The sequence below is a fragment of the Fictibacillus sp. B-59209 genome (assembly GCF_036216745.1).
Lineage (GTDB): Bacteria > Bacillota > Bacilli > Bacillales > Fictibacillaceae > Fictibacillus_C > Fictibacillus_C marinisediminis.
In genome coordinates, this window is record NZ_JARMMC010000014.1 from 422,153 (window position 1) to 441,746 (window position 19,594).

Here is a 19,594-nt window from a genome sequence, read left to right on the forward strand (position 1 = left end):
TTGCTTATAAGGCTTCTATAGCTGGGGGTTTTATTCATTTTAGTGCAGTTTAAATGGAGGTATTCATATGGCAAAAGGTTTTATATTTGATTTGGATGGAACCGTATATGTAGAAAACCAGATGATTGAGGGGGGGAAGGAAGCGATAGAATATTTGCGGAATGGCGGGCACAAGGTCGTCTTTTTCACGAATAAATCCATCTCGACGCGTCATGACTATGTAAAGAAGCTGAAGGGACTGGGAATCGAGGCGTCAATAGATGAAGTTATCAACTCCAATTACATTACAGCCAAGTTTTTAAAACAACATATGAATCGCAGCGATGCTGTTTATGTCATCGGGGAGGACGCTTTATTCGAAGAGTTGATCCATGAAGGAATAAGAATTACAGAGGATCCTGACCAAGCTACCTATGTCGTTTTAGGCTGGGATCGCCAATTTAATTATCAAAAACTGAACTATGCCTACCAAGCATGGGCGAAAAACGGGGCGGTGATTCTGGCAACCAACCCGGATCGCACGTGTCCGGTTGTGGATGGTGAGATTCCTGATTGTGGATCCATTATTGGGGCAATGGAAGGAACGATTGGCAAGCCCATTGATTATATCATGGGGAAACCTTCGAAATTCGCGGCGGATATTGTCATAAGGGATGTTTTACATTTAAAGCCTGAAGAATGCTATATCATCGGAGACCGTTTAGAGACGGATATTCGAATGGGAAATGATAATGGGATCCAAACCGTGCTCGTGCTGTCTGGAATTACAACAAAAGAAATGGTAAAGGATTCTGTACTAAAACCTTCCTATATCCTTCAAAGCATTAAAGATATCCACCAGTTGCCATTGCACCGCTCTTTGCCAATAACGAGTCATTAGGATAAGGAGGTCGATAGGATTGAAGGAATTGGCAGCAAACTTTGATGCAGAGATGCTGGTGAAACTATTCATTTCTGCCATATTGGGGCTGGCTATCGGTTTAGAAAGACAATTAAAGAGGAAACCATTGGGGCTAAAAACAAGCTTGGTTATATCTATTATTAGCTGTCTGTTAACCATTGTTTCCATACAATCTTCCTATTCCTTTCCGTCATCTGCTCTCGTAAAAATACAAATGGATCCGCTTCGATTAGCGGCGCAGATTGTTTCGGGAATTGGGTTTTTAGGAGCGGGAGTGATTTTAAGAAAAGAGGACGATACCATCACGGGTTTAACGACGGCTGCCATGATATGGGGAGCGGCTGGGATTGGTATCGCAACCGGTGCGGGTTTTTTTATCGAAGCTGTTGCAGGTGTCATCCTGCTTATGATAAGTGTTGAGATTCTTCCTCTTTTTATTAATAAACTCGGTTTTTGGCGAAAGATTCAAGCAAAAGAAATCTCCCTTAAACTTAACTTGAAATACAGGGATGAAATGGGTGAGGTGATTGCTGAAGTACAGAAGCAAGGGCTTAGAATCGACCATGTTCATATCCAGGATATGGAAGATCATTCACTTCTTCTGGAGTTAAAAGTAGCGGTATTAAACAAAAATACCATTTATGACATTTACAGAGGCATAACAGAGATTAACAAAGTTCATCGGACAGATATCAGCGGTTAATCAGGCACATAAAAAGGGAACAATTCTCTCTAGTTCCCATTTTGTGTGCTTTTTAGATATCAAAATTCCATAGGGAGGAATCTCCGGTAGACATGGCCAGAGCACCCGCTTCCAGTCCTTTGATGATATCTTCTTTTGAACTGATTAAGCCTCCCGCAATGATGGGCAGGTTAACTTGTCTTGTCAGATGATCGATCACGTTTGGCATAAGTCCTGGCAGCACCTCAATGGCATCCGGATGATACGTCTCGCATATGCTGATTCCCTTTGAAATGGCACTATGGTCAATAAGAAACATTCGTTGAATGACCATTAACCCTTCTTCTTTGGCAAATTTAATCAAGGTGCTTTTTGTTGTAATGATGCCTAAGGGCTTCCATTTTTGAGCAATATATTTTATGGCGCTCTTCGTATTGGAAAGGCCTTCTATAAAATCGATATGAATAAAGATACTCTTTTGAGCTTCTTTTAATCGATCAAGATATTCTGTTATATTCAACAAGTTTCCTGTTAAGAGAAATACAATATTTGCATTGCTTGTTATCGCTTTTTCGATTTCTTCTTCATTTTTAATAGCAGCAATGACTTGTGACTGAACGAGATCTACGATATTCATACGGTGCAACTCCTTAGCCAAGGTTTGAAATTTTGTTAAAATATAGGGTTTTATCAGGTATTCTATATCTGAAATCATTTCTCCTTCCGACAAAGGCAGAGTGAACTATTTTTTCACTCAGTTACGATGATCGTATTCAATTTAAATATAACGATCCTGTTGCGTATGTTCACCAACCTGCATAACCTGATGAGATAAAGTGATCAAAGAGGTGATCAGTTTGAAACGCGACGATTGTTTTAGACCATTTATCAGTCCCAATCCAATTACTTCATTTAATCCCGTTCAAATCTCCCCCAAAATTGACAAAAGATCATTCATTAGTCCTTTCTCCAGTGTAATTGGTGATGTAGTCATAAGAAAAAATGTTTATGTAGCACCTAATGTTAGTATACGTGCAGATGAAGGGACCCCATTTTATATAGGGTCCAATACAAATCTCAGGATGGAGTCATTTTACATGGTTTATTAAATAAACTCATATCTGTAGGTGGAAAGGGGTATTCCATCTTCATAAGCAAGGAAGTCACCATTGCTCATGGAGCTCTCGTTCATGGCCAAGCCGACGGTTTTCGTCTGCGAAAAATTCAGCTGTCGTCAGCCGACCACCGATCTAGAACAAGTTTTACAAAATCTTTAATAATAGGAACAGCAAGCCTGCGGGTTTGCTGTTTTTTTGTTGTGTGGTGCCTGGCACCGCGAGCAGTTCGATAATAAAAGTGTGCGTTTCGATAATAAAATTAGAATTTCGATAATATATCTGGATTTTCGATAATAAAAAATTTTTTTCGATAATAAAGCCTGCGTACAGCTCCTAAAAGATAAAATCAAAGTCCATTCCCCCCTAAATTTTAAACTTTCTTTCTTCTTAAGCCGTTTTAAGCAGGTAATTAGAGGTATTTATACTCTTACAGACTCTTTCATCTGATTTTGAAAGGGATTTTAAGTTGATTTGTCTATTTTCCCTGTTCCGTCGCAACAATTTACATACACCAATCCCCGCTAAATGAGATATTAGTTTTCTTACGAACGTTTATTCGATAAAATAGAGGATGAGGTGACGATATGGAAATGAAAAAAACGATGCAGGAGCTGCTTGCATTATTAAGAACGGAGCGTTCCATTAATGAACAGATTGTTCACTGGGAAATAATAGAAGAAAAAGAAGCGGTGACAGGGCAAATACCTGAAACACTTCATCCACATATAAAACAAGCGTTACAAAACAGGGGAGTAACTTCACTATATTCCCACCAGCTGACCGCCTTTCAAACTGCACAGAGCGGCAAGAGTTTTGTCGCGGTCACGCCGACAGCTTCGGGGAAAACCTTATGCTATAATTTGCCGGTCCTGCAAGAAATCGCGGGGAACCCGGACAGCAGAGCCTTGTACTTATTTCCGACCAAAGCGCTCGCACAGGATCAAAAGGCTGAGATCAACGAGTTTATTGATGCGATCGGTCTTGATATCAAGAGCTATACGTATGATGGCGATACACCGGCCAACATCCGGCAGGTGGTAAGAAAAGCCGGAAATGTCGTTATGACAAATCCGGACATGCTTCATTCAGCGATTCTGCCTCATCATACGAAGTGGGTCTCACTGTTTGAGAACCTGAAGTATATCGTCATCGACGAGCTCCATACATACAGAGGGGTTTTTGGCAGCCATGTCGCAAATGTCATCCGCCGTTTGAAGAGAATTTGCTCATTCTATGGAAGCGATCCGATCTTCATCTGTACTTCAGCTACGATTGCCAATCCGAAAGAACTTGCGGAAAATCTCACGGGAACAGGAATGGAACTCATCAACAACAACGGCGCGCCGAGCGGTAAGAAACACTTCATCTTCTATAACCCGCCGATTGTGAACAAGCCGCTGAATGTTCGGAAATCAGCCACACTGGAGGCGAGAGATCTTGCAGGCCAGTTTCTTAAAAACAAGATCCAAACGATCGTTTTTGCCAGAAGCCGCGTGAGAGTGGAAATTCTGCTGACGTACCTTCAGGAACTAGCCAAAAAGGAATTCGGCATGAAGTCCATTCAAGGGTATCGAGGCGGCTATCTTCCGACCCAGCGGAGGGCCATCGAGAAGGGCTTGCGAAACGGGGAGATCATGGGTGTCGTCAGTACAAACGCCCTTGAGCTTGGTGTCGATATCGGACAGCTCCACGCTTGTATTTTAACAGGGTATCCCGGGTCGATCGCCAGTGCGTGGCAGCAGGCAGGAAGAGCGGGCCGCCGTCAGGATGAATCTGTCGTGATCATGGTCGCTAGCTCCAGTCCGATGGATCAGTATATCATTCAGCAGCCGGAATACTTTTTTGACCGGTCGCCTGAATCTGCCCGTATCAACCCGGAAAATCTGATCATCCTTGTGGATCATGTCAAATGTGCGGCATATGAGCTTCCCTTTAAAGAAGGGGATGCATTTGGGGGAGTAGAGATTGAAGAGATACTTGAGTTTTTAACGGAAGAACAAGTCCTTCATCATCAGGGAAAACGATACTTCTGGATGAACGATTCCTTTCCGGCCCACAACATTTCGTTACGGTCCGCCTCTCAGGAAAATGTGGTGATCGTGGATCAAAGTGATGTAGCAAACGTAAGAATCATCGGGGAGATGGACCGTTTCAGCTCAATGACTCTTTTGCATGAAGAAGCCATTTATCTTCATCAGGGTGTTCAATATCAGGTTGAAAAACTGGATTATGAAGAAAAGAAAGCATTCGTCCGGGAAGTAGATGTTGATTATTTTACAGATGCCAATCTTGCCGTTTCCTTAAAAGTGCTCGAAATCGACAAGAATACGAAGCTGAAAGATCAGGAGAGAGCATTTGGGGAAGTAACCGTGAATGCGATGGCTACCATTTTTAAGAAAATAAAATTTGAAACCCATGAGAATATCGGATCTGGCCCCATCCATCTTCCGGAAGAGGAGCTTCACACGTCAGCTACCTGGCTTGAATTTGAGCGGGATCAGCTTCAAAATATACGTGAAAGCTCCATCGAACAGGGGCTGATCGGGATTGCAAATGTGTTCCGGCATGTAGCTCCTCTTTTTGTTATGTGCGATCCGAGCGATCTGCATGTTGTTCCGCAGATCAAAGCGGTTCATTCCGGAAAGCCGACTATTTTCCTTTATGACCGGTATCCAGGCGGAATCGGGTTGAGTGAGAATGTATATAAGATATGGGATACGGTGATACACGAAGCTCACCAGGTTATCCAAACATGCCCTTGTGAAGCAGGATGCCCTTCTTGTACGGGAACAATGCTTGAAGGGGAAAATGCGAAAGTTCTGGCACTGAAGCTGCTGGATGCAGTCAGGAGAGATGAAAATGTCGATGCAGTCGAAACTGAATCGTTTTAAGAAGCACCTCGTCTCTGAGAAGAAGGAAGCCCGGACGAGCATCCAGACGCCGCCTTCTCAGCCAGTCATTCAGCATCATGAAGCTTGGAACAGTTTTCAAACGACGCCTTATTTTTATGAAGAAGAGTATTGCCTCGTCAGGGAAGTCAGCTATCCATTGGATCAGCGCTGGGGAAATTATTCATTCGAAGAACTGGAAGAAGTGATGGAAGACTGGAGGAAGGCTGGTGCCGTTCATCCGCTATCTTCTCATGACCTATATCCATCCGATCTTGTTTTCTTTGATACGGAAACGACTGGACTAAGCGGTGGAGCAGGAAATACCATCTTTCTCCTCGGCTACAGCCAAGTGGAAGAAGATCAGGTAAAAGTGAAACAATTTTTCCTTCCAGGCCCTGGATCGGAAATTGCGATGTACCATCTTTTTTTAACTCAAATCAAGGAACTGAAAAACTTGGTTACGTACAATGGGAAATCCTTTGACTGGCCTCAAGTTAAAACGAGACATACACTGATTCGGGATTTTGTACCTTCTCTGCCGGCGTTTGGACATTTTGATCTTCTCCATGGATCCAGAAGGCTTTGGAAACAGAGCCTTGAATCCGTAAGGCTCTCTGTTGTTGAAAAGGAGATCCTCGGTGTGAAGCGGGAGCATGACACTCCAGGTTATCTGGCGCCCATGCTCTATTTTCAATATTTAAAAGAAAACGATCCCGAACTTGTAAAAGGGGTCATGACCCATAATGAATGGGATGTTTTATCGCTGATTTCCCTCTATATCCATATCTCCAAACTCCTGCAGGGCGGATCTGCAGTGACGAGCATTGAACAGTATGAATCGGCAAGGTGGTACGAATCTGCCGGCCAGTTTGGCATTGCTCTGCAAAAATATACGGAGATGATGAACGGGGAAGGAAGCCAAAGTAAAATGGCCAAAAAGGCAGCAGCGGCTCTTTATAAAAAAACAAAGCAAGATCATCTGGCAGTTCCGCTCTGGCAGGAACTTTGCACCAATGGTTCGCTGGGAAATGATGAAGAACCGTATGTCGAATTGGCGAAATGGCATGAACATCAGGGAAAAGACTATGAAAAAGCGCTCTATTATGCAGAAGCTGCGTACGGGATCTGGAAGAGCAAAAAGAGGTTGTTAAAACGGACGGAACAGAAAGAAAAAGCCGCTTTTGACAACAGAATTCAGAGATTAAGAAAAAAATGTGAAAACTCCTAAAAAAATATAAATTTTGGCCGATAAATGTATTTAAATTTGGACACTTTTTGTGTAGAATAAAAAAAGAGATTTTTCATAGGAAAATAATAATTATTCCCCAGGCAAGCGCAAAATGTGCGCCGCTTTGACGATAATCGCTAAAACGTTACACGTGATGTAGAAATTTGGGGAATCGGCCATTTTCCTGTAAAAATATGCTAGTATATTAAGCGATGGAGAGATGGATCCGTGAGGCAATGGGTAGTATTTGCATTTTTTCTTGTTTTGGGACTGACGTTTTTTATTGCAAATGAATTTAGTCATGTTACGTGAGGGAACTGATCATTTTGATTGGTTCCTTTTTTCAAAGTAAATGAAGTGCTGGGAGAGAAGTTCATGGTGAAAAACTTGCTGATAACTGGATATAAATCCCATGAACTCGGGATTTTTAAAGAGAAAGATCCGGGGGTACACTATATAAAAAAAGCCATTGAGAAACAACTGACAGTGCTCTTGGAAGAAGGACTGGAATGGGTGATCATCAGCGGCCAGCCGGGTGTTGAAATATGGGCGGGGGAAGTCGCTGTTGAGCTTCGTGATCAAAGATTTCCGGATCTCAAACTTGCAGTGCTTACCCCATTCCTGGATCAGGAAGCGAATTGGAACGAAGCCCGGCAGGAGCAGTATCATGAACTGCTGGCGCAGGCGGATTTTGTAGAATCGATCTCCAATAAACCGTACTTCAGTCCGAAGCAGCTGGCCGCAAAAAATGGGTTTCTTGTGCAGAAAACCGATGGGATGCTCATTTTATATGATGAAGATACTCCGGGAACACCGCGTTTTTATCTTGAACCTGCCAGACGGAGGCAAGAAAAAGATCCGGCATACGAAGTACTATATATCACACCGTCTGACCTTGAACTGATCTATCAGGATGAACAGGACGCCAAAGGGGAATTTTGGGAATGATTTTGGATAGAAATTGACTTTTTCTATTGAATTTGAAAAAATATAGGCTAGATTTAATAAAAAGTCATCATGTATAAATAAAGAACGGTGTATTTGTTTGAATTATGCTGCGAACGCAGGAAAAATGAAGTTAAACATTGAGGTGAGCCCGATGAATGGAGAAAAACGATTGAATCTGACTGCAAAAGAAATTCTCGAAAAAGATTTTAAACAGGGTTTTCGAGGTTATGATCAAGATGAAGTAGATAAATTTCTTGATTTGATCATAAAAGACTATGAGAACTTCCAAAAGGAATTTGACAAAGTCATTCAGGAAAACAACAGGCTTCGCAAAGAAGTGCAAAATACATCTGAACAGACAAGAAGAGTTCCAACATCATCCATGAACATTAATTCCGACATTCTTCAGCGTCTGTCAAATCTGGAAAAGCACGTATTTGGAAGCAAACTTTACGATTGATTCAGTAATTATTATCCATTTGATTTTTAAACAGCTTCCTGCTATACTAAATTTTGCTTTGACAATTTAAAACTAATAACGTTCGGGTAATCGCGGCATCTTTTTAAAGATGTTGAGGAAAGTCCATGCTCGCACGGTCTGCGATGGCCGTAGTGTTCGTGCCTGGCGAAAAGATAAGCCAGGGTATTCTGGTTTCGACTGGATTAACGGCAGGGAACTCACCTAAGTCTTCGGATATGGTGACACTACCTTTAAAGTGCCACAGTGACGTAGTCTTTCCGGAAACGGCAAGAGTGGAACGCGGTAAACCCCACGAGCGAGAAACCCAAATTATGGTAGGGGAGTTTTCTGAGCGGAATTGAACGCGAAGAAGAACAGATGACTATTCGTCTGGAGATAGATGATTACCACCGGAGTACGAGGCGGAAGCCGAATGCAGTACGATGGAACAGAACATGGCTTACAGAACGTTATTAGTGACACTTGAGAATGTAAGAGGGCCCTAGTGGCCTTTTTTCTTTTTACATAAACAATTTTGGGTATATTAAGACTGGAAAAACAACCATGAGGAGATCTCTAATGAATCTGACTTATATTGCTACCGCAGCCATGGGCCTGGAATCCATTGTTGCACAGGAAATCCGTGACCTTGGGTTTGAGGACGTAAAAGTTGAAAACGGCAAGATTATTTTTAAAGGAGACGAGTCTGCCCTCTGCCGCTCCAATCTATGGCTGAGGACCGCAGACCGTGTTAAGCTTCTTGTCGGAGAATTTAAAGCGGAAACATTCGATGAACTGTTTGAACAGACGAAAGCGTTGCCTTGGTCTGATTTTATCCCTGAGGATGGAGAATTTCCTGTTATCGGAAAGTCCGTTAAATCAAAATTATTCAGTGTTTCTGACTGTCAGGCCATCGTTAAAAAAGCTGTAGTCGATCAAATGAAGAATGCTTATCAAAGAGAAACATGGTTTCCGGAAGATGGCGCTCTTTATCGAATTGAAGTCGCACTATTAAAAGACGTGGCTACTCTTACGATTGATACGAGCGGGACGGGCCTCCATAAACGGGGTTACCGAGCCCTTCACAGTGAAGCGCCGCTAAAAGAGACAATGGCTTCAGCTCTCATCAAATTAACGAACTGGACGCCGGACAAGCCGTTTGTAGACCCATTCTGCGGATCAGGAACCATCCCGATCGAGGCAGCCATGATCGGGCAGAATGTGGCGCCAGGGCTTAATCGAGAATTTGCTTCTGAAAATTGGAATTGGATTGATAAAAAAGTATGGTATCGTGCGGTTGAAGAAGCGCATGATCTCGCCAAGTATGATACACCGCTTGATATTCAAGGATCGGATATCGACCATAAAATGATCGACCTCTCGATCAATAACGCTGAAGAAGCTGGGTTTGGCGATTTCATTACGTTTAAACAGATGCAGGTCAGAGATTTTACGACAAGAAAAGAGTGCGGATATGTGATCAGCAACCCGCCTTATGGGGAACGTCTGGGTGAGAAGGAAGAAGTGAAACAGCTTTATAGAGACATGGGTGAGGTCTTCCGTCCACTTGAAACTTGGTCGGTTTATGTCATTACCTCCAATGAGCAGTTTGAGCAGCTCTATGGCAAAGCAGCTACGAAAAAGAGAAAATTATATAATGGGCATATTAAGACCGATTATTACCAGTACTTCGGAAAAAGACCACCCCGCAGCTAACAGAAACGATCTCCTTCAGGGAGATCTTTTTTGTTGGATGAGTAATGCTTAACACAGGAACCGGCCATACTGTAATCAGAGGTGATGGGCATTGGAACAGAATGCGGAATATATCCTGCAGCTGAAGCAAGCGTATGAAACGATAAAAGGATTAAAAGAACAATACGGTGATCAATATCATCAGGCTTTTATAGAAGCTGATCATGCATTAAAACAGGCGTTATCTTACGAATTTGGCATCAGAGGAGAACATGGAACCTCCTCATTTTTAGAACGTTTACATTAATTATGTTTCCAAGACAGCCTTGAAAAGGCATAGGTGTGATGTCTGGCTCCAGCGCCCAGGGCTGAAAACGAATTTCAGTTTTCAGCTTAAGTCCTCGGTGGGCGAATTGATAAATCACAATTCGTCTTAGGTCCACTCTTACCCCACAACACAGGTGCTTTTGCTTTTCTTTCTTGCAGGAGTTTTATGTTTTCTGCCGAATGGTTAGATGTATGGTTAATTTACTTAAGTTTAGAGAGGAAGAACATAATGTCACAGACCTTGCAATCGGTAGAAAAGGAATTTCTTAATTACGTAAAAAAAATGACGCATATGAATGAAGCCATTGGTTTGATGTACTGGGATCTGCGTACAGGTGCGCCCAAAAAAGGAGTCAGCCAGCGTTCTGAAGTCATAGGTACGCTTTCTGCGGATGTATTTGCTATGTCCACATCAGATGAAATGAAAAAATACATAGAAGAACTTTCTGTAAGCTCCGTTTATGATTCGCTCTCGGAAGTAACAAAAAAAACGCTGGATGAGGTCAAAAAAGATTATGGCCGCAATACAAAAATTCCCGCAGATGAGTTTAAGGAATATGTGATTCTGCAGTCAAAAGCAGAAAGCATTTGGGAAGAAGCGAGGGCCAAGTCTGATTTTGCTATGTTCCAGCCTTATTTGGAAAAGCTTGTTGAATTTAATAAACGCTTTATCGGATATTGGGGCTATGAAGGCAATAAGTACAATACCCTTTTGGATATGTATGAGCCTGGTGTCACTGTAGAAATTTTGGATGAGACGTTTGCTAAACTGCGCGACCGCATCGTTCCGCTCTTGCAGAAGGTGACCAAAGCTGGGAAGCCTGAGACGTCTTTCTTGTTTGAGGCATTCCCTAAAGAGAAACAAAAGGAATTCAGTCTTCACGTCCTAAAAGAGATGGGATACGATTTTGAATCAGGACGTCTGGATGAAACGGTCCATCCGTTTGCTATTGGATTGAACCCTGGAGATGTCCGTGTAACGACCCGCTATGTGGAAAAAGATTTCCGTACAGCGATTTTTGGTACGATTCATGAAGGCGGACATGCCCTATATGAGCAAAACCTATCAGAAGCACTCGTAGGAACACCGCTCAGCACGGGTACATCCATGGGTATCCATGAGTCACAGTCGCTGTTCTGGGAAAACTTCGTTGGCCGCCATCAAGGGTTCTGGAATCATCATTATGCTTCGCTCAAGCAATATGCAGGAAGCCAGTTCGATAATGTAAATCTGGAGAGTTTTTATAAAGCGATAAATGTAGTAGAACCTTCACTGATTCGTATTGAAGCAGATGAGATGACTTATCCTCTTCATGTCATTGTTCGGTATGAGATTGAAAAAGGTTTATTTAACGATGAAATTGAAGTGAAAGATCTTCCTCGTATCTGGAATGAAAAAATGCAGGAATATCTCGGAGTGAAGCCCGAGAATGACAGTGAGGGTGTCCTTCAGGATGTTCATTGGTCAGGAGGCAGCTTTGGCTATTTCCCTTCTTACGCATTGGGCTATATCTATGCAGCACAATTAAAAGAAGCCCTAATCCGTGATCTCCCTGACTTTGATCAGCTTGTTGAAAAAGGGGATCTTAAACCAGTTCAGGAGTGGCTGAGCAAAAATATCCACCAATACGGGAAAATGAAAAAACCGATGGAAATCCTTCAAGATGTTACAGGTGAGGGCTTAAATCCTGACTATTTGATCCGATATTTTGAAGAGAAGTATTCCTCGATCTATCAGCTGAATTAGTCTTAAAACGTGCCAGCCCCATAACGGCTGGCATTTTCATGTGTTTGAAAATCGGATTTTAGGTTCATATATAGAGTATTAGTCGAAATCTTAAGGGGGAAACGGTATGCATTTTAAAAATCCGGCTGATCATGAAATCAGGGATATTCTCACATCAAAAAAGAGGATCGCTGTTGTAGGCCTTTCGGACAATCCCATGAAAACTTCTTACATGGTATCTTCGGTCATGCAGGATGCCGGCTATGAAATCATTCCGGTAAATCCGGCAGTTGATGAAGTACTTGGGGTAAAAGCGGTAAAAACATTGCAGGAGATTGAAGGTCATGTTGATATCGTGAATGTTTTCCGCAGAAGTGAATACCTGCTTGAGGTTGCGAAGGATGCCGTTGCCATCGGGGCAGATGTTTTTTGGGCACAGCTAGGACTTGCGAACGATGAAGCATATGACTATTTGAAGGAACATCAAACGGTTTCCATCATGGATAAATGCATCAAAATCGAGTACGCCAGATTAGTCAGATAAGCTTGAACCACCCGATTTGATGGGGTGGTTTTTTGTGTAAGCTCAAAAGGTTTTTGCACGATTGAAGCAGAAAAGTTAAAATAGAAAGCGGTCTATCATTTTTTAAGATGCAGGAAAATATAAAATTAGCTGGCAGAGAAGGGATGTCTGGCTTCAGTTTAGGTCCTCGGAAGACGAAATATAAACACATTTCGTCCCAGGTCGCTTCACTCTTCCCCCACAACACAAAAAACGTGTTGCTTGGTAAGAGTTCCAGCGCTTGTCGGACCCAAGCAGGTAGCTTACGCTTTTCTTATCTGGAATAGAAACAAATGTTCTGGTATGATTAGTTATACTGCAAGTTTTTTGAAGGGAGAAAGTGTTTTGGCTAGTAAACCACATTTAGAATATAACGATGATGCCATACAGGTATTAGAAGGCCTTGAAGCGGTCAGAAAACGTCCTGGTATGTATATCGGGAGCACCGATAGCCGAGGATTGCATCATCTTGTTTATGAAATCGTAGATAATGCCGTCGATGAAGCACTAGCGGGGCACGGCAATAATATATATGTCACGATACATAAAGACAACAGTGTAAGCGTCAGAGACGAAGGACGGGGTATGCCGACTGGTATGCATAGAATGGGCAAGCCGACACCGGAAGTAATCCTGACCATTCTGCATGCAGGGGGTAAATTTGGCCAGGGCGGATACAAAACGTCCGGCGGTCTCCATGGTGTAGGCGCCTCAGTCGTTAACGCTTTGTCTGAATGGCTCGAAGTGACGATTCACAGGAACGGTACGATTTTTCAGCAGCGATTTGAATTCGGCGGCAAGCCGGTTACAACGCTCGAAGAAATCGGTACGACAAGAAAGACGGGGACGATCATTCATTTTAAACCGGATGCCTCGATCTTCAGCACGACCAATTATAACTATGAAACGCTTAGTGAGCGGTTAAGAGAAGCGGCATTCTTATTGAAAGGCGTAAAGATTGAACTGACGGACAAACGGACCGGACAGAGTGATACGTATCAGTATGAGTCAGGCATTGAAGCCTTCGTCACGTACTTGAACGAGGATAAAGATGTGCTGCACCCTGTAGTCAGTTTCGAAGGGTCTCAAAATGACATCGAAGTCGACTTTGCGTTTCAGTTTAATGACGGGTACGCAGAAAACGTCCTTTCGTTCGTTAACAACGTTCGCACGAAGGACGGAGGAACGCACGAATCAGGTGCTAGAACCGCTATCACACGGATCATGAATGATTACGCCCGAAAGGTATCTCTTTTAAAAGAACGCGATAAGAACCTGGACGGATCCGACATTCGTGAAGGCTTGACCGCTATTATCTCGGTCCGCATTCCGGAAGAAAAGCTTCAATTTGAAGGCCAAACGAAGAGCAAGCTTGGCAGCAGTGATGCCAGATCAAGCGTCGACAGCGTCGTTTCAGGCAATCTTTCGTACTTCCTTGAGGAAAACCCTCAGATCAGTGAAATGCTGATCAGGAAAGCCGTTAAAGCCGCCCAGGCACGGGAAGCAGCACGCAAGGCGAGAGAAGATGCGCGTAACGGCAAGAAGAACAAACGGAAAGACACGATGCTAAGCGGAAAACTGACTCCGGCAACCTCAAAGAACCCTGCCAAGAACGAACTGTATCTCGTAGAGGGTGATTCTGCCGGAGGTTCAGCCAAGCAGGGGCGTGACCGGCGTTTTCAAGCGATTCTGCCTCTAAGGGGTAAGGTCATCAATACAGAAAAAGCAAAACTTGCGGATATCTTTAAGAATGAAGAAATCAATACGATCATCCATGCACTTGGAGCAGGAGTAGGTTCTGATTTTACAGTGAAAGACCTTAATTATGAAAAAGTCATCATCATGACCGATGCGGATACGGATGGCGCACATATCCAAGTCCTGCTGCTGACTTTCTTTTACCGTTATATGAAACCGCTGATCGAGAACGGAAAGGTATACATCGCTCTGCCGCCGCTATACAAGGTGAGCAAAGGAAGCGGAAAAAAAGAAATCATCGAATATGCATGGGATGATGATGAGTTAAAAACGGCGATAAAAAAGGTCGGAAAAGGCTATATCATTCAACGATATAAAGGACTTGGTGAGATGAACGCTGATCAGCTCTGGGAAACAACGATGGATCCTGAAACGAGAACATTGATCCGTGTGAAGATCGACGATGCTGCCAGAGCTGAAAAAAGGGTTTCCGTACTGATGGGAGACAAGGTAGAGCCGCGAAGAAAATGGATTGAAGAACATGTTCAGTTCGGGTTAAACGAGGATACCAACATTCTGGATAATGAAAACATATCAGATCAGCAGTATCCTGAGGAGGTTTAGATTTTGTCATTAGTAGAACGATTTATGGATTTACCGCTCGAAGAGGTCATCGGAGACCGTTTTGGGAGGTACAGTAAATACATTATTCAGGACCGTGCATTGCCTGATGCCAGGGATGGCCTGAAGCCAGTACAGCGACGTATTCTGTACGCGATGTTTCAGGAAGGCAACACCGCCGATAAACCGTACCGAAAATCAGCAAAAACTGTCGGTAACGTAATCGGGAACTATCATCCCCATGGAGATTCTTCCGTATATGAGGCGATGGTACGGATGAGCCAGGACTGGAAAGTTAGAAACGTGCTGATCCAAATGCATGGCAACAACGGAAGTGTTGACGGAGACCCGGCAGCGGCCATGCGTTATACCGAAGCAAGACTCGCTTCAATCTCTTCGGAACTGTTAAGGGATATTGAAAAAAACACGGTGGAATTCGCACCAAACTTTGATGATACGATTGATGAGCCTGTCGTACTTCCTGCAAGATATCCGAACTTGCTTGTCAACGGATCAACCGGTATATCTGCTGGATATGCTACAGACATTCCGCCACATCATCTTGGAGAAGTTATTGACGCTGTAACGATGCAGATCGCTAATCCCGACGTAACTCTCGATGAGCTGATGACGGTGATCAAAGGGCCAGATTTTCCTACAGGTGGAATCGCACAAGGAAAAGAAGGCATAAGAAAAGCGTTTGAAACAGGTAAAGGCCGTGTGATCGTACGCGCGAAGACTCGGATTGAAGATCTAAAGGTCGGAAGGCAGCAGATCGTTATTACCGAGATTCCTTTTGAAGTAAACAAAGCCAACCTGGTAAAACGGATTGACGAGCTACGGCTGGACAAGAAGGTTGAGGGAATTTCCGAAGTAAGGGATGAAACCGACCGTACTGGAATGCGTATCGTTATTGAACTGAAAAAAGACGGTAATGCTGAAGGCGTACTAGCTTTTCTGTTTAAGAATACGGACCTTCAGATCTCGTTCAACTACAACATGGTCGCCATCCATAATAAGACGCCGAAGTTGATGGGGCTCAAACAAATCATTTCAGCTTATATCGAGCACCAGAAAGAAGTTGTTACTAAGCGCTCCCATTATGATCTTAACAAAGCGAAAGAACGCCAGCATGTCGTTGAAGGCTTGATTAAAGCGATTTCAATTCTTGATGAAGTCATCGCGATCATCCGCGGTTCAAAAGATAAGCGGAATGCGAAAGACAATCTTATTCAAAAATATTCCTTCACAGAGGCTCAGGCTGAAGCGATCGTTACATTACAGCTTTACAGACTGACGAATACGGACGTAACAACCCTTGAAAATGAAGCTTCAGAACTTGAAAAGAAAATTGCTTATTTAACAGGCATCTTAAACAGTGAAGCTAAATTGTTCAATGTAATCAAAAAAGAATTGGCTGAAATCAAAAAGAAATATAGTGATGAACGCCGAACGAAGATTGAAGATGAAATTGAAGAAATCAAAATCAATATGGAGGTCATGATTCCTTCAGAAGAAGTGATGGTCACCGTAACGAAAGACGGCTACTCCAAGCGTTCGTCCCTTCGTTCTTATTCCGCTTCAAACGGAGAAGCGCCTGGGATGAAAGAGACTGACCGGCTTCTGATGGCTTCTCAGCTGAACACAACCGATACTATATTGATTTTCACAAGCAAAGGAAATTACATTTTTATGCCGGTCTATGAGCTTCCGGAAGCACGATGGAAGGATACAGGCCAGCATTTGGCCAACATGGTTGGATTCGACCGTGATGAACAGCTGATTAAAGTCATACCTGTCAAGGAATTTCAGGAGAATCAATTCCTGGTCTTCTTCACGAAAGAAGGGATGGCAAAGAAAACAGACTTAATGCAGTATAAGGCACAGCGGTATAACAAGATGTTGATGGCTCTCAAGCTTAAAGGCGACGATGAATTGATCGATGTACACCTGACGAACGGCAGTGAGGATGTCTTTATTGCTACACATTATGGATACGGTCTCTGGTTTGGTGAGGAAGAGATCAATGTGGTCGGACAGCGGGCTGCTGGAGTCAAAGGAATAAACCTTAAAGATGGCGATTTTGTTGTGAGCGGAAAAGCGCTGCCTGAAAAAGAAGCCAGCCAGCTTGTCTTAATTACACATCGCGGATCTGTTAAAAAAATGAAGATTACGGAATTTGATAAATCATCAAGAGCAAAACGCGGGCTTGTCATGCTGCGGGAACTGAAAAGCAATCCACACCGTGTCATCGGTCTGGAGCTGGCAAATGCAAATGCCAGTTATGAAGTAAAAACAAAGAACAACAGTATCGTACTGGTTGAACCGGCAAAACTTAAAAATGCAGATCGGTATAATAACGGTTCATATGTCGTGGATATCAGTGATTCAGGTGAAGTGACAGAAGTATGGGAGCATGTCCGTACGGAAGAAAACAAAGAGTAGCAATTGCTGCTCTTTTGTTATTTCTCTCTACTAGTTAACCTGCATAGGATTATGTAAACTAACAACAAGAAAAAAGGTGAACGATGAAAGGGAACACACATTTAATGGGAGGTTTGGCAGCGGCAGCACTTGTAAACGAATGGATAGATGGACCAGCTTCCTTAGACCATCAGCTTGTCTTTTATGGAGCAGGGCTTCTCGGCAGTCTGCTTCCAGACCTATGCCATCCTAATTCATGGGCTGGGCGAAAAACAAAGCTATTTTCAAAGTTTGTCAGCAAAACGTTTGGTCATCGAACGATTACACATAGCTGGCTGTTCATTGCAGCAGTCATCCTGCTTGCTGATGACCTCCATTCAACCTATAGTCTGAATCTGAAATATGGGTTACTCGCTGGTGTGATCAGCCATCTCATTCTGGATGCCTGCACATCCAGAGGCATTCAATTTTTGTATCCGATTCCTTTACGGTTTCGGTCTCCGCTATATACCAAGACGGGCTCCAATACGGAAGCAGCTGTTTCAGGAATCTTAATGATTGCTGCACTTATTCTACTAGCAAAACAGCATATATTAAACGTATAACAAAAAAGCAGCGTTCCATATATTCAGGAACGCTGCTTTTTTAATGGCTGGATGATCTGCGGTATTGATACTGCTGCCATTGAAAACGGATAAAGCACCCGATGCAAAATCCGAGGATCGCGATAAAAGCGGCAAAGAAAACCATAATCGTAAATACATAGGCAGCGATCGTGTAATGAAGGATATAAGAAAGATAAGCAAAGAAAAGGCATGCCACTGCAATCTTCTGGTTAAACTGCTGCTGATTCCATTCTTCCGGAACATAGGAAGAAGGTGGTTTTTGCAGAAACAGCTTTCCAAACTGCATGACCGGATTAAACCGGAACAAAAGTCCAGAGACACCTGCAGCGAGCGGGAGAAGAAGGACCCATTCAAAGCCTGTCAACCAAACTGTCGCAACAGAAAGGACAATAAACCACTGATTAAGCCGTACTAAGGGTCGTGGAATAGAGACTGGAGGCTGGCGCATTTTAATATCCGACCTTTCTGATTGGAATATACACATTATAGCCGAAGCCAATGAGGGTGTTAATTAAAATGTGCTGAAAGTAAGAATATACGAATAACTTTTCCTCCGAATGTCTATTATGGTTATAAAGGAGGCCGCAATGAAAAGATTAATAGATTTTGTTTGGGAGGGGCTAACGCTTCAGCATATGCCCTTAAGCCGGTTCATGATCCTTTATATTGTGCATTATGTTTTGCTCTTTCTTTTTTCAGTGACCTTATTTATTTTGTCCTTTGGTGCACTGCTTTTATATAAATCGCTTCACACCATTCCTCCCTTTGGAGTTTGGGCAGGTATCATGGTGTCGGCTATTGCGGTTTTCTGTATTTTTATCATAGGCATCGCTACAGTAAAAAGAATGAAAAAACAAGTTACCACGTGAAAATTTTGTCCTTTTATGGTAATATTTAACTGGTTATTAATGAAGTAAAATAATAAAACAGACCGTCAGCTACATGTTTGAAGTTTCAAATGAGGTGCGCTTATAAGAGAGGGGGAATCTGTTGTTAGGGGCAAGAATATACATAAAGCCGTTCGCGTTGGAAGATGCGGAGGCGCTGCTTGAATTGCAAAAGAAAAATCGTTGTTTTTTTGAGCGATTTTCCATGGGACGTCCCGACGATTTTTACAGTATAGAAGGCCAGCGGAAAAGGATAAAAGAATATGAACAATCTCAAAAAAATGATTCGGATTATCAGTTTGGTATATTTACAAAGAACAAGCATGCACTAATTGGCACGATCAATCTTTTTCAAGTACTGCGCGGCTCCCTTCAGAGTGCGTTCATCGGATATTTCCTGGATCAGGAGCATAATGGTAAAGGGTACACGACAGAAGCAGCCAAGCTTATCGTACAGTATGCATTTGAAGAACTGAAACTTCACCGCATTGAAGCGGGAGTTATGCCTCATAACATAGGATCGATAAGAGTTTTGGAGAAGGCAGGTTTTCATAAAGAAGGCCTGGCCATTAAGAATGTAAAGATCAATGGTAAATGGGAGGATCACCAAGTCCTGGCCATCATTAATCCATATGATGAATAAACGAAGGGGCTGTCCAGAAAGTCAAAAATTGACCTTCAGGCAGCCCCTTTTTGGCTTGAAAAAAATCTTCAATGAAAAGTTAATTGAAGTGGAAGATGCGAGACTCCTGCGGGACTAGCGTGACAGGTGAGACTCCCGCCGGTGCTAGCACCAAGAG

The 19,594-nt window shown here is 43.0% G+C and carries 17 protein-coding genes and 1 other RNA gene; 16 read left to right on the forward strand and 2 right to left on the reverse strand.

Translation table 11 applies throughout. The annotated features are described in order from the left end of the window. Positions 1-67 precede the first annotated feature (67 nt). Together P4361_RS11340 and P4361_RS11345 are read left to right on the forward strand one after the other, a co-directional pair. Positions 68-880, forward strand: a complete 813-nt coding sequence (locus P4361_RS11340) for an HAD-IIA family hydrolase (protein WP_328089441.1) — start codon at positions 68-70, stop codon at positions 878-880. A gap of 52 nt (positions 881-932) precedes the next feature. Continuing rightward, positions 933-1,604, forward strand: coding sequence for an MgtC/SapB family protein (locus P4361_RS11345; RefSeq protein WP_328089467.1), 672 nt, complete (start codon positions 933-935; stop codon positions 1,602-1,604). 52 nt (positions 1,605-1,656) lie between these two features. Here P4361_RS11345 and P4361_RS11350 read toward each other — a convergent pair whose 3' ends face one another. Then, positions 1,657-2,220, reverse strand: a complete 564-nt coding sequence (locus P4361_RS11350; protein WP_062235523.1) for a glycerol-3-phosphate responsive antiterminator — start codon at positions 2,218-2,220, stop codon at positions 1,657-1,659. Positions 2,221-3,285: 1,065 nt separating this feature from the next. On the opposite strand from P4361_RS11350, the gene P4361_RS11360 reads away from it, so the two are divergent. From P4361_RS11360 to P4361_RS11415, 12 genes are all read left to right on the forward strand, one after another. Further along, positions 3,286-5,592: a DEAD/DEAH box helicase gene (locus tag P4361_RS11360; RefSeq protein ID WP_328089442.1), complete on the forward strand. Its 2,307-nt coding sequence runs from the start codon at positions 3,286-3,288 to the stop codon at positions 5,590-5,592. Beyond that, positions 5,561-6,820 carry a ribonuclease H-like domain-containing protein gene (locus P4361_RS11365; RefSeq protein ID WP_328089443.1) on the forward strand — a complete coding sequence of 420 codons (1,260 nt, stop codon included), beginning with the start codon at positions 5,561-5,563 and terminating at the stop codon, positions 6,818-6,820. The genes P4361_RS11360 and P4361_RS11365 overlap by 32 nt, the downstream gene beginning before the upstream one ends. Before the next feature lie 375 nt (positions 6,821-7,195). Beyond that, positions 7,196-7,768 carry a DUF1273 domain-containing protein gene (locus P4361_RS11370; protein ID WP_272885609.1) on the forward strand — a complete coding sequence of 191 codons (573 nt, stop codon included), beginning with the start codon at positions 7,196-7,198 and terminating at the stop codon, positions 7,766-7,768. A gap of 151 nt (positions 7,769-7,919) precedes the next feature. Beyond that, positions 7,920-8,228 (forward strand): cell division regulator GpsB, encoded by a 309-nt coding sequence (gpsB, locus tag P4361_RS11375; protein ID WP_053358547.1) that lies wholly within the window; start codon positions 7,920-7,922, stop codon positions 8,226-8,228. 78 nt (positions 8,229-8,306) lie between these two features. Continuing rightward, an RNA gene (rnpB, locus tag P4361_RS11380) (RNase P RNA component class B) lies at positions 8,307-8,696 on the forward strand. Positions 8,697-8,807: 111 nt separating this feature from the next. Further along, positions 8,808-9,944: a THUMP domain-containing class I SAM-dependent RNA methyltransferase gene (locus P4361_RS11385; RefSeq protein WP_425590246.1), complete on the forward strand. Its 1,137-nt coding sequence runs from the start codon at positions 8,808-8,810 to the stop codon at positions 9,942-9,944. Between the two features lie 91 nt (positions 9,945-10,035). Beyond that, complete coding sequence (locus P4361_RS11390) at positions 10,036-10,230, forward strand: hypothetical protein (protein ID WP_328089445.1); 195 nt, start codon at positions 10,036-10,038, stop codon at positions 10,228-10,230. A 249-nt stretch (positions 10,231-10,479) separates the two neighbouring features. Further along, positions 10,480-11,997, forward strand: coding sequence for a carboxypeptidase M32 (locus tag P4361_RS11395; RefSeq protein WP_328089446.1), 1,518 nt, complete (start codon positions 10,480-10,482; stop codon positions 11,995-11,997). A 106-nt stretch (positions 11,998-12,103) separates the two neighbouring features. Continuing rightward, complete coding sequence (locus P4361_RS11400) at positions 12,104-12,520, forward strand: CoA-binding protein (protein WP_256225907.1); 417 nt, start codon at positions 12,104-12,106, stop codon at positions 12,518-12,520. Positions 12,521-12,883: 363 nt separating this feature from the next. Beyond that, positions 12,884-14,860: a DNA topoisomerase IV subunit B gene (parE, locus tag P4361_RS11405; RefSeq protein WP_256225906.1), complete on the forward strand. Its 1,977-nt coding sequence runs from the start codon at positions 12,884-12,886 to the stop codon at positions 14,858-14,860. A 3-nt stretch (positions 14,861-14,863) separates the two neighbouring features. Next, entirely contained in the window at positions 14,864-17,302 is a 2,439-nt protein-coding gene (gene parC / locus P4361_RS11410; protein WP_328089447.1) for a DNA topoisomerase IV subunit A, read from the forward strand. Positions 17,303-17,385: 83 nt separating this feature from the next. After that, entirely contained in the window at positions 17,386-17,886 is a 501-nt protein-coding gene (locus tag P4361_RS11415) for a metal-dependent hydrolase (protein WP_053358185.1), read from the forward strand. A 40-nt stretch (positions 17,887-17,926) separates the two neighbouring features. Here P4361_RS11415 and P4361_RS11420 read toward each other — a convergent pair whose 3' ends face one another. Next, positions 17,927-18,391, reverse strand: a complete 465-nt coding sequence (locus P4361_RS11420) for a DUF4395 domain-containing protein (RefSeq protein ID WP_328089448.1) — start codon at positions 18,389-18,391, stop codon at positions 17,927-17,929. A 103-nt stretch (positions 18,392-18,494) separates the two neighbouring features. Here P4361_RS11420 and P4361_RS11425 point away from each other — a divergent pair, with 103 nt between their 5' ends. Next, the gene (locus tag P4361_RS11425; protein ID WP_062235547.1) at positions 18,495-18,776 is read left to right on the forward strand and encodes a hypothetical protein; all 282 of its coding nucleotides are present in this window, start codon (positions 18,495-18,497) and stop codon (positions 18,774-18,776) included. 118 nt (positions 18,777-18,894) lie between these two features. Then, the gene (locus P4361_RS11430; protein WP_328089469.1) at positions 18,895-19,437 is read left to right on the forward strand and encodes a GNAT family protein; all 543 of its coding nucleotides are present in this window, start codon (positions 18,895-18,897) and stop codon (positions 19,435-19,437) included. Positions 19,438-19,594 lie beyond the last annotated feature (157 nt).

Excerpts from the sequence above, each read along its gene's own strand:
- P4361_RS11340 (WP_328089441.1), top strand. The coding sequence starts at position 68 with ATGGCAAAAGGTTTTATATTTGATTTGGATGGAACCGTATATGTAGAA.
- P4361_RS11345 (WP_328089467.1), top strand. The coding sequence starts at position 933 with ATGCTGGTGAAACTATTCATTTCTGCCATATTGGGGCTGGCTATCGGT.
- P4361_RS11350 (WP_062235523.1), bottom strand. The coding sequence starts at position 2,220 with ATGAATATCGTAGATCTCGTTCAGTCACAAGTCATTGCTGCTATTAAA.
- P4361_RS11360 (WP_328089442.1), top strand. The coding sequence starts at position 3,286 with ATGGAAATGAAAAAAACGATGCAGGAGCTGCTTGCATTATTAAGAACG.
- P4361_RS11365 (WP_328089443.1), top strand. The coding sequence starts at position 5,561 with ATGTCGATGCAGTCGAAACTGAATCGTTTTAAGAAGCACCTCGTCTCT.
- P4361_RS11370 (WP_272885609.1), top strand. The coding sequence starts at position 7,196 with ATGGTGAAAAACTTGCTGATAACTGGATATAAATCCCATGAACTCGGG.
- gpsB (WP_053358547.1), top strand. The coding sequence starts at position 7,920 with ATGAATGGAGAAAAACGATTGAATCTGACTGCAAAAGAAATTCTCGAA.
- P4361_RS11385 (WP_425590246.1), top strand. The coding sequence starts at position 8,808 with ATGAATCTGACTTATATTGCTACCGCAGCCATGGGCCTGGAATCCATT.
- P4361_RS11395 (WP_328089446.1), top strand. The coding sequence starts at position 10,480 with ATGTCACAGACCTTGCAATCGGTAGAAAAGGAATTTCTTAATTACGTA.
- P4361_RS11400 (WP_256225907.1), top strand. The coding sequence starts at position 12,104 with ATGCATTTTAAAAATCCGGCTGATCATGAAATCAGGGATATTCTCACA.
- P4361_RS11415 (WP_053358185.1), top strand. The coding sequence starts at position 17,386 with ATGAAAGGGAACACACATTTAATGGGAGGTTTGGCAGCGGCAGCACTT.
- P4361_RS11420 (WP_328089448.1), bottom strand. The coding sequence starts at position 18,391 with ATGTGTATATTCCAATCAGAAAGGTCGGATATTAAAATGCGCCAGCCT.
- P4361_RS11425 (WP_062235547.1), top strand. The coding sequence starts at position 18,495 with ATGAAAAGATTAATAGATTTTGTTTGGGAGGGGCTAACGCTTCAGCAT.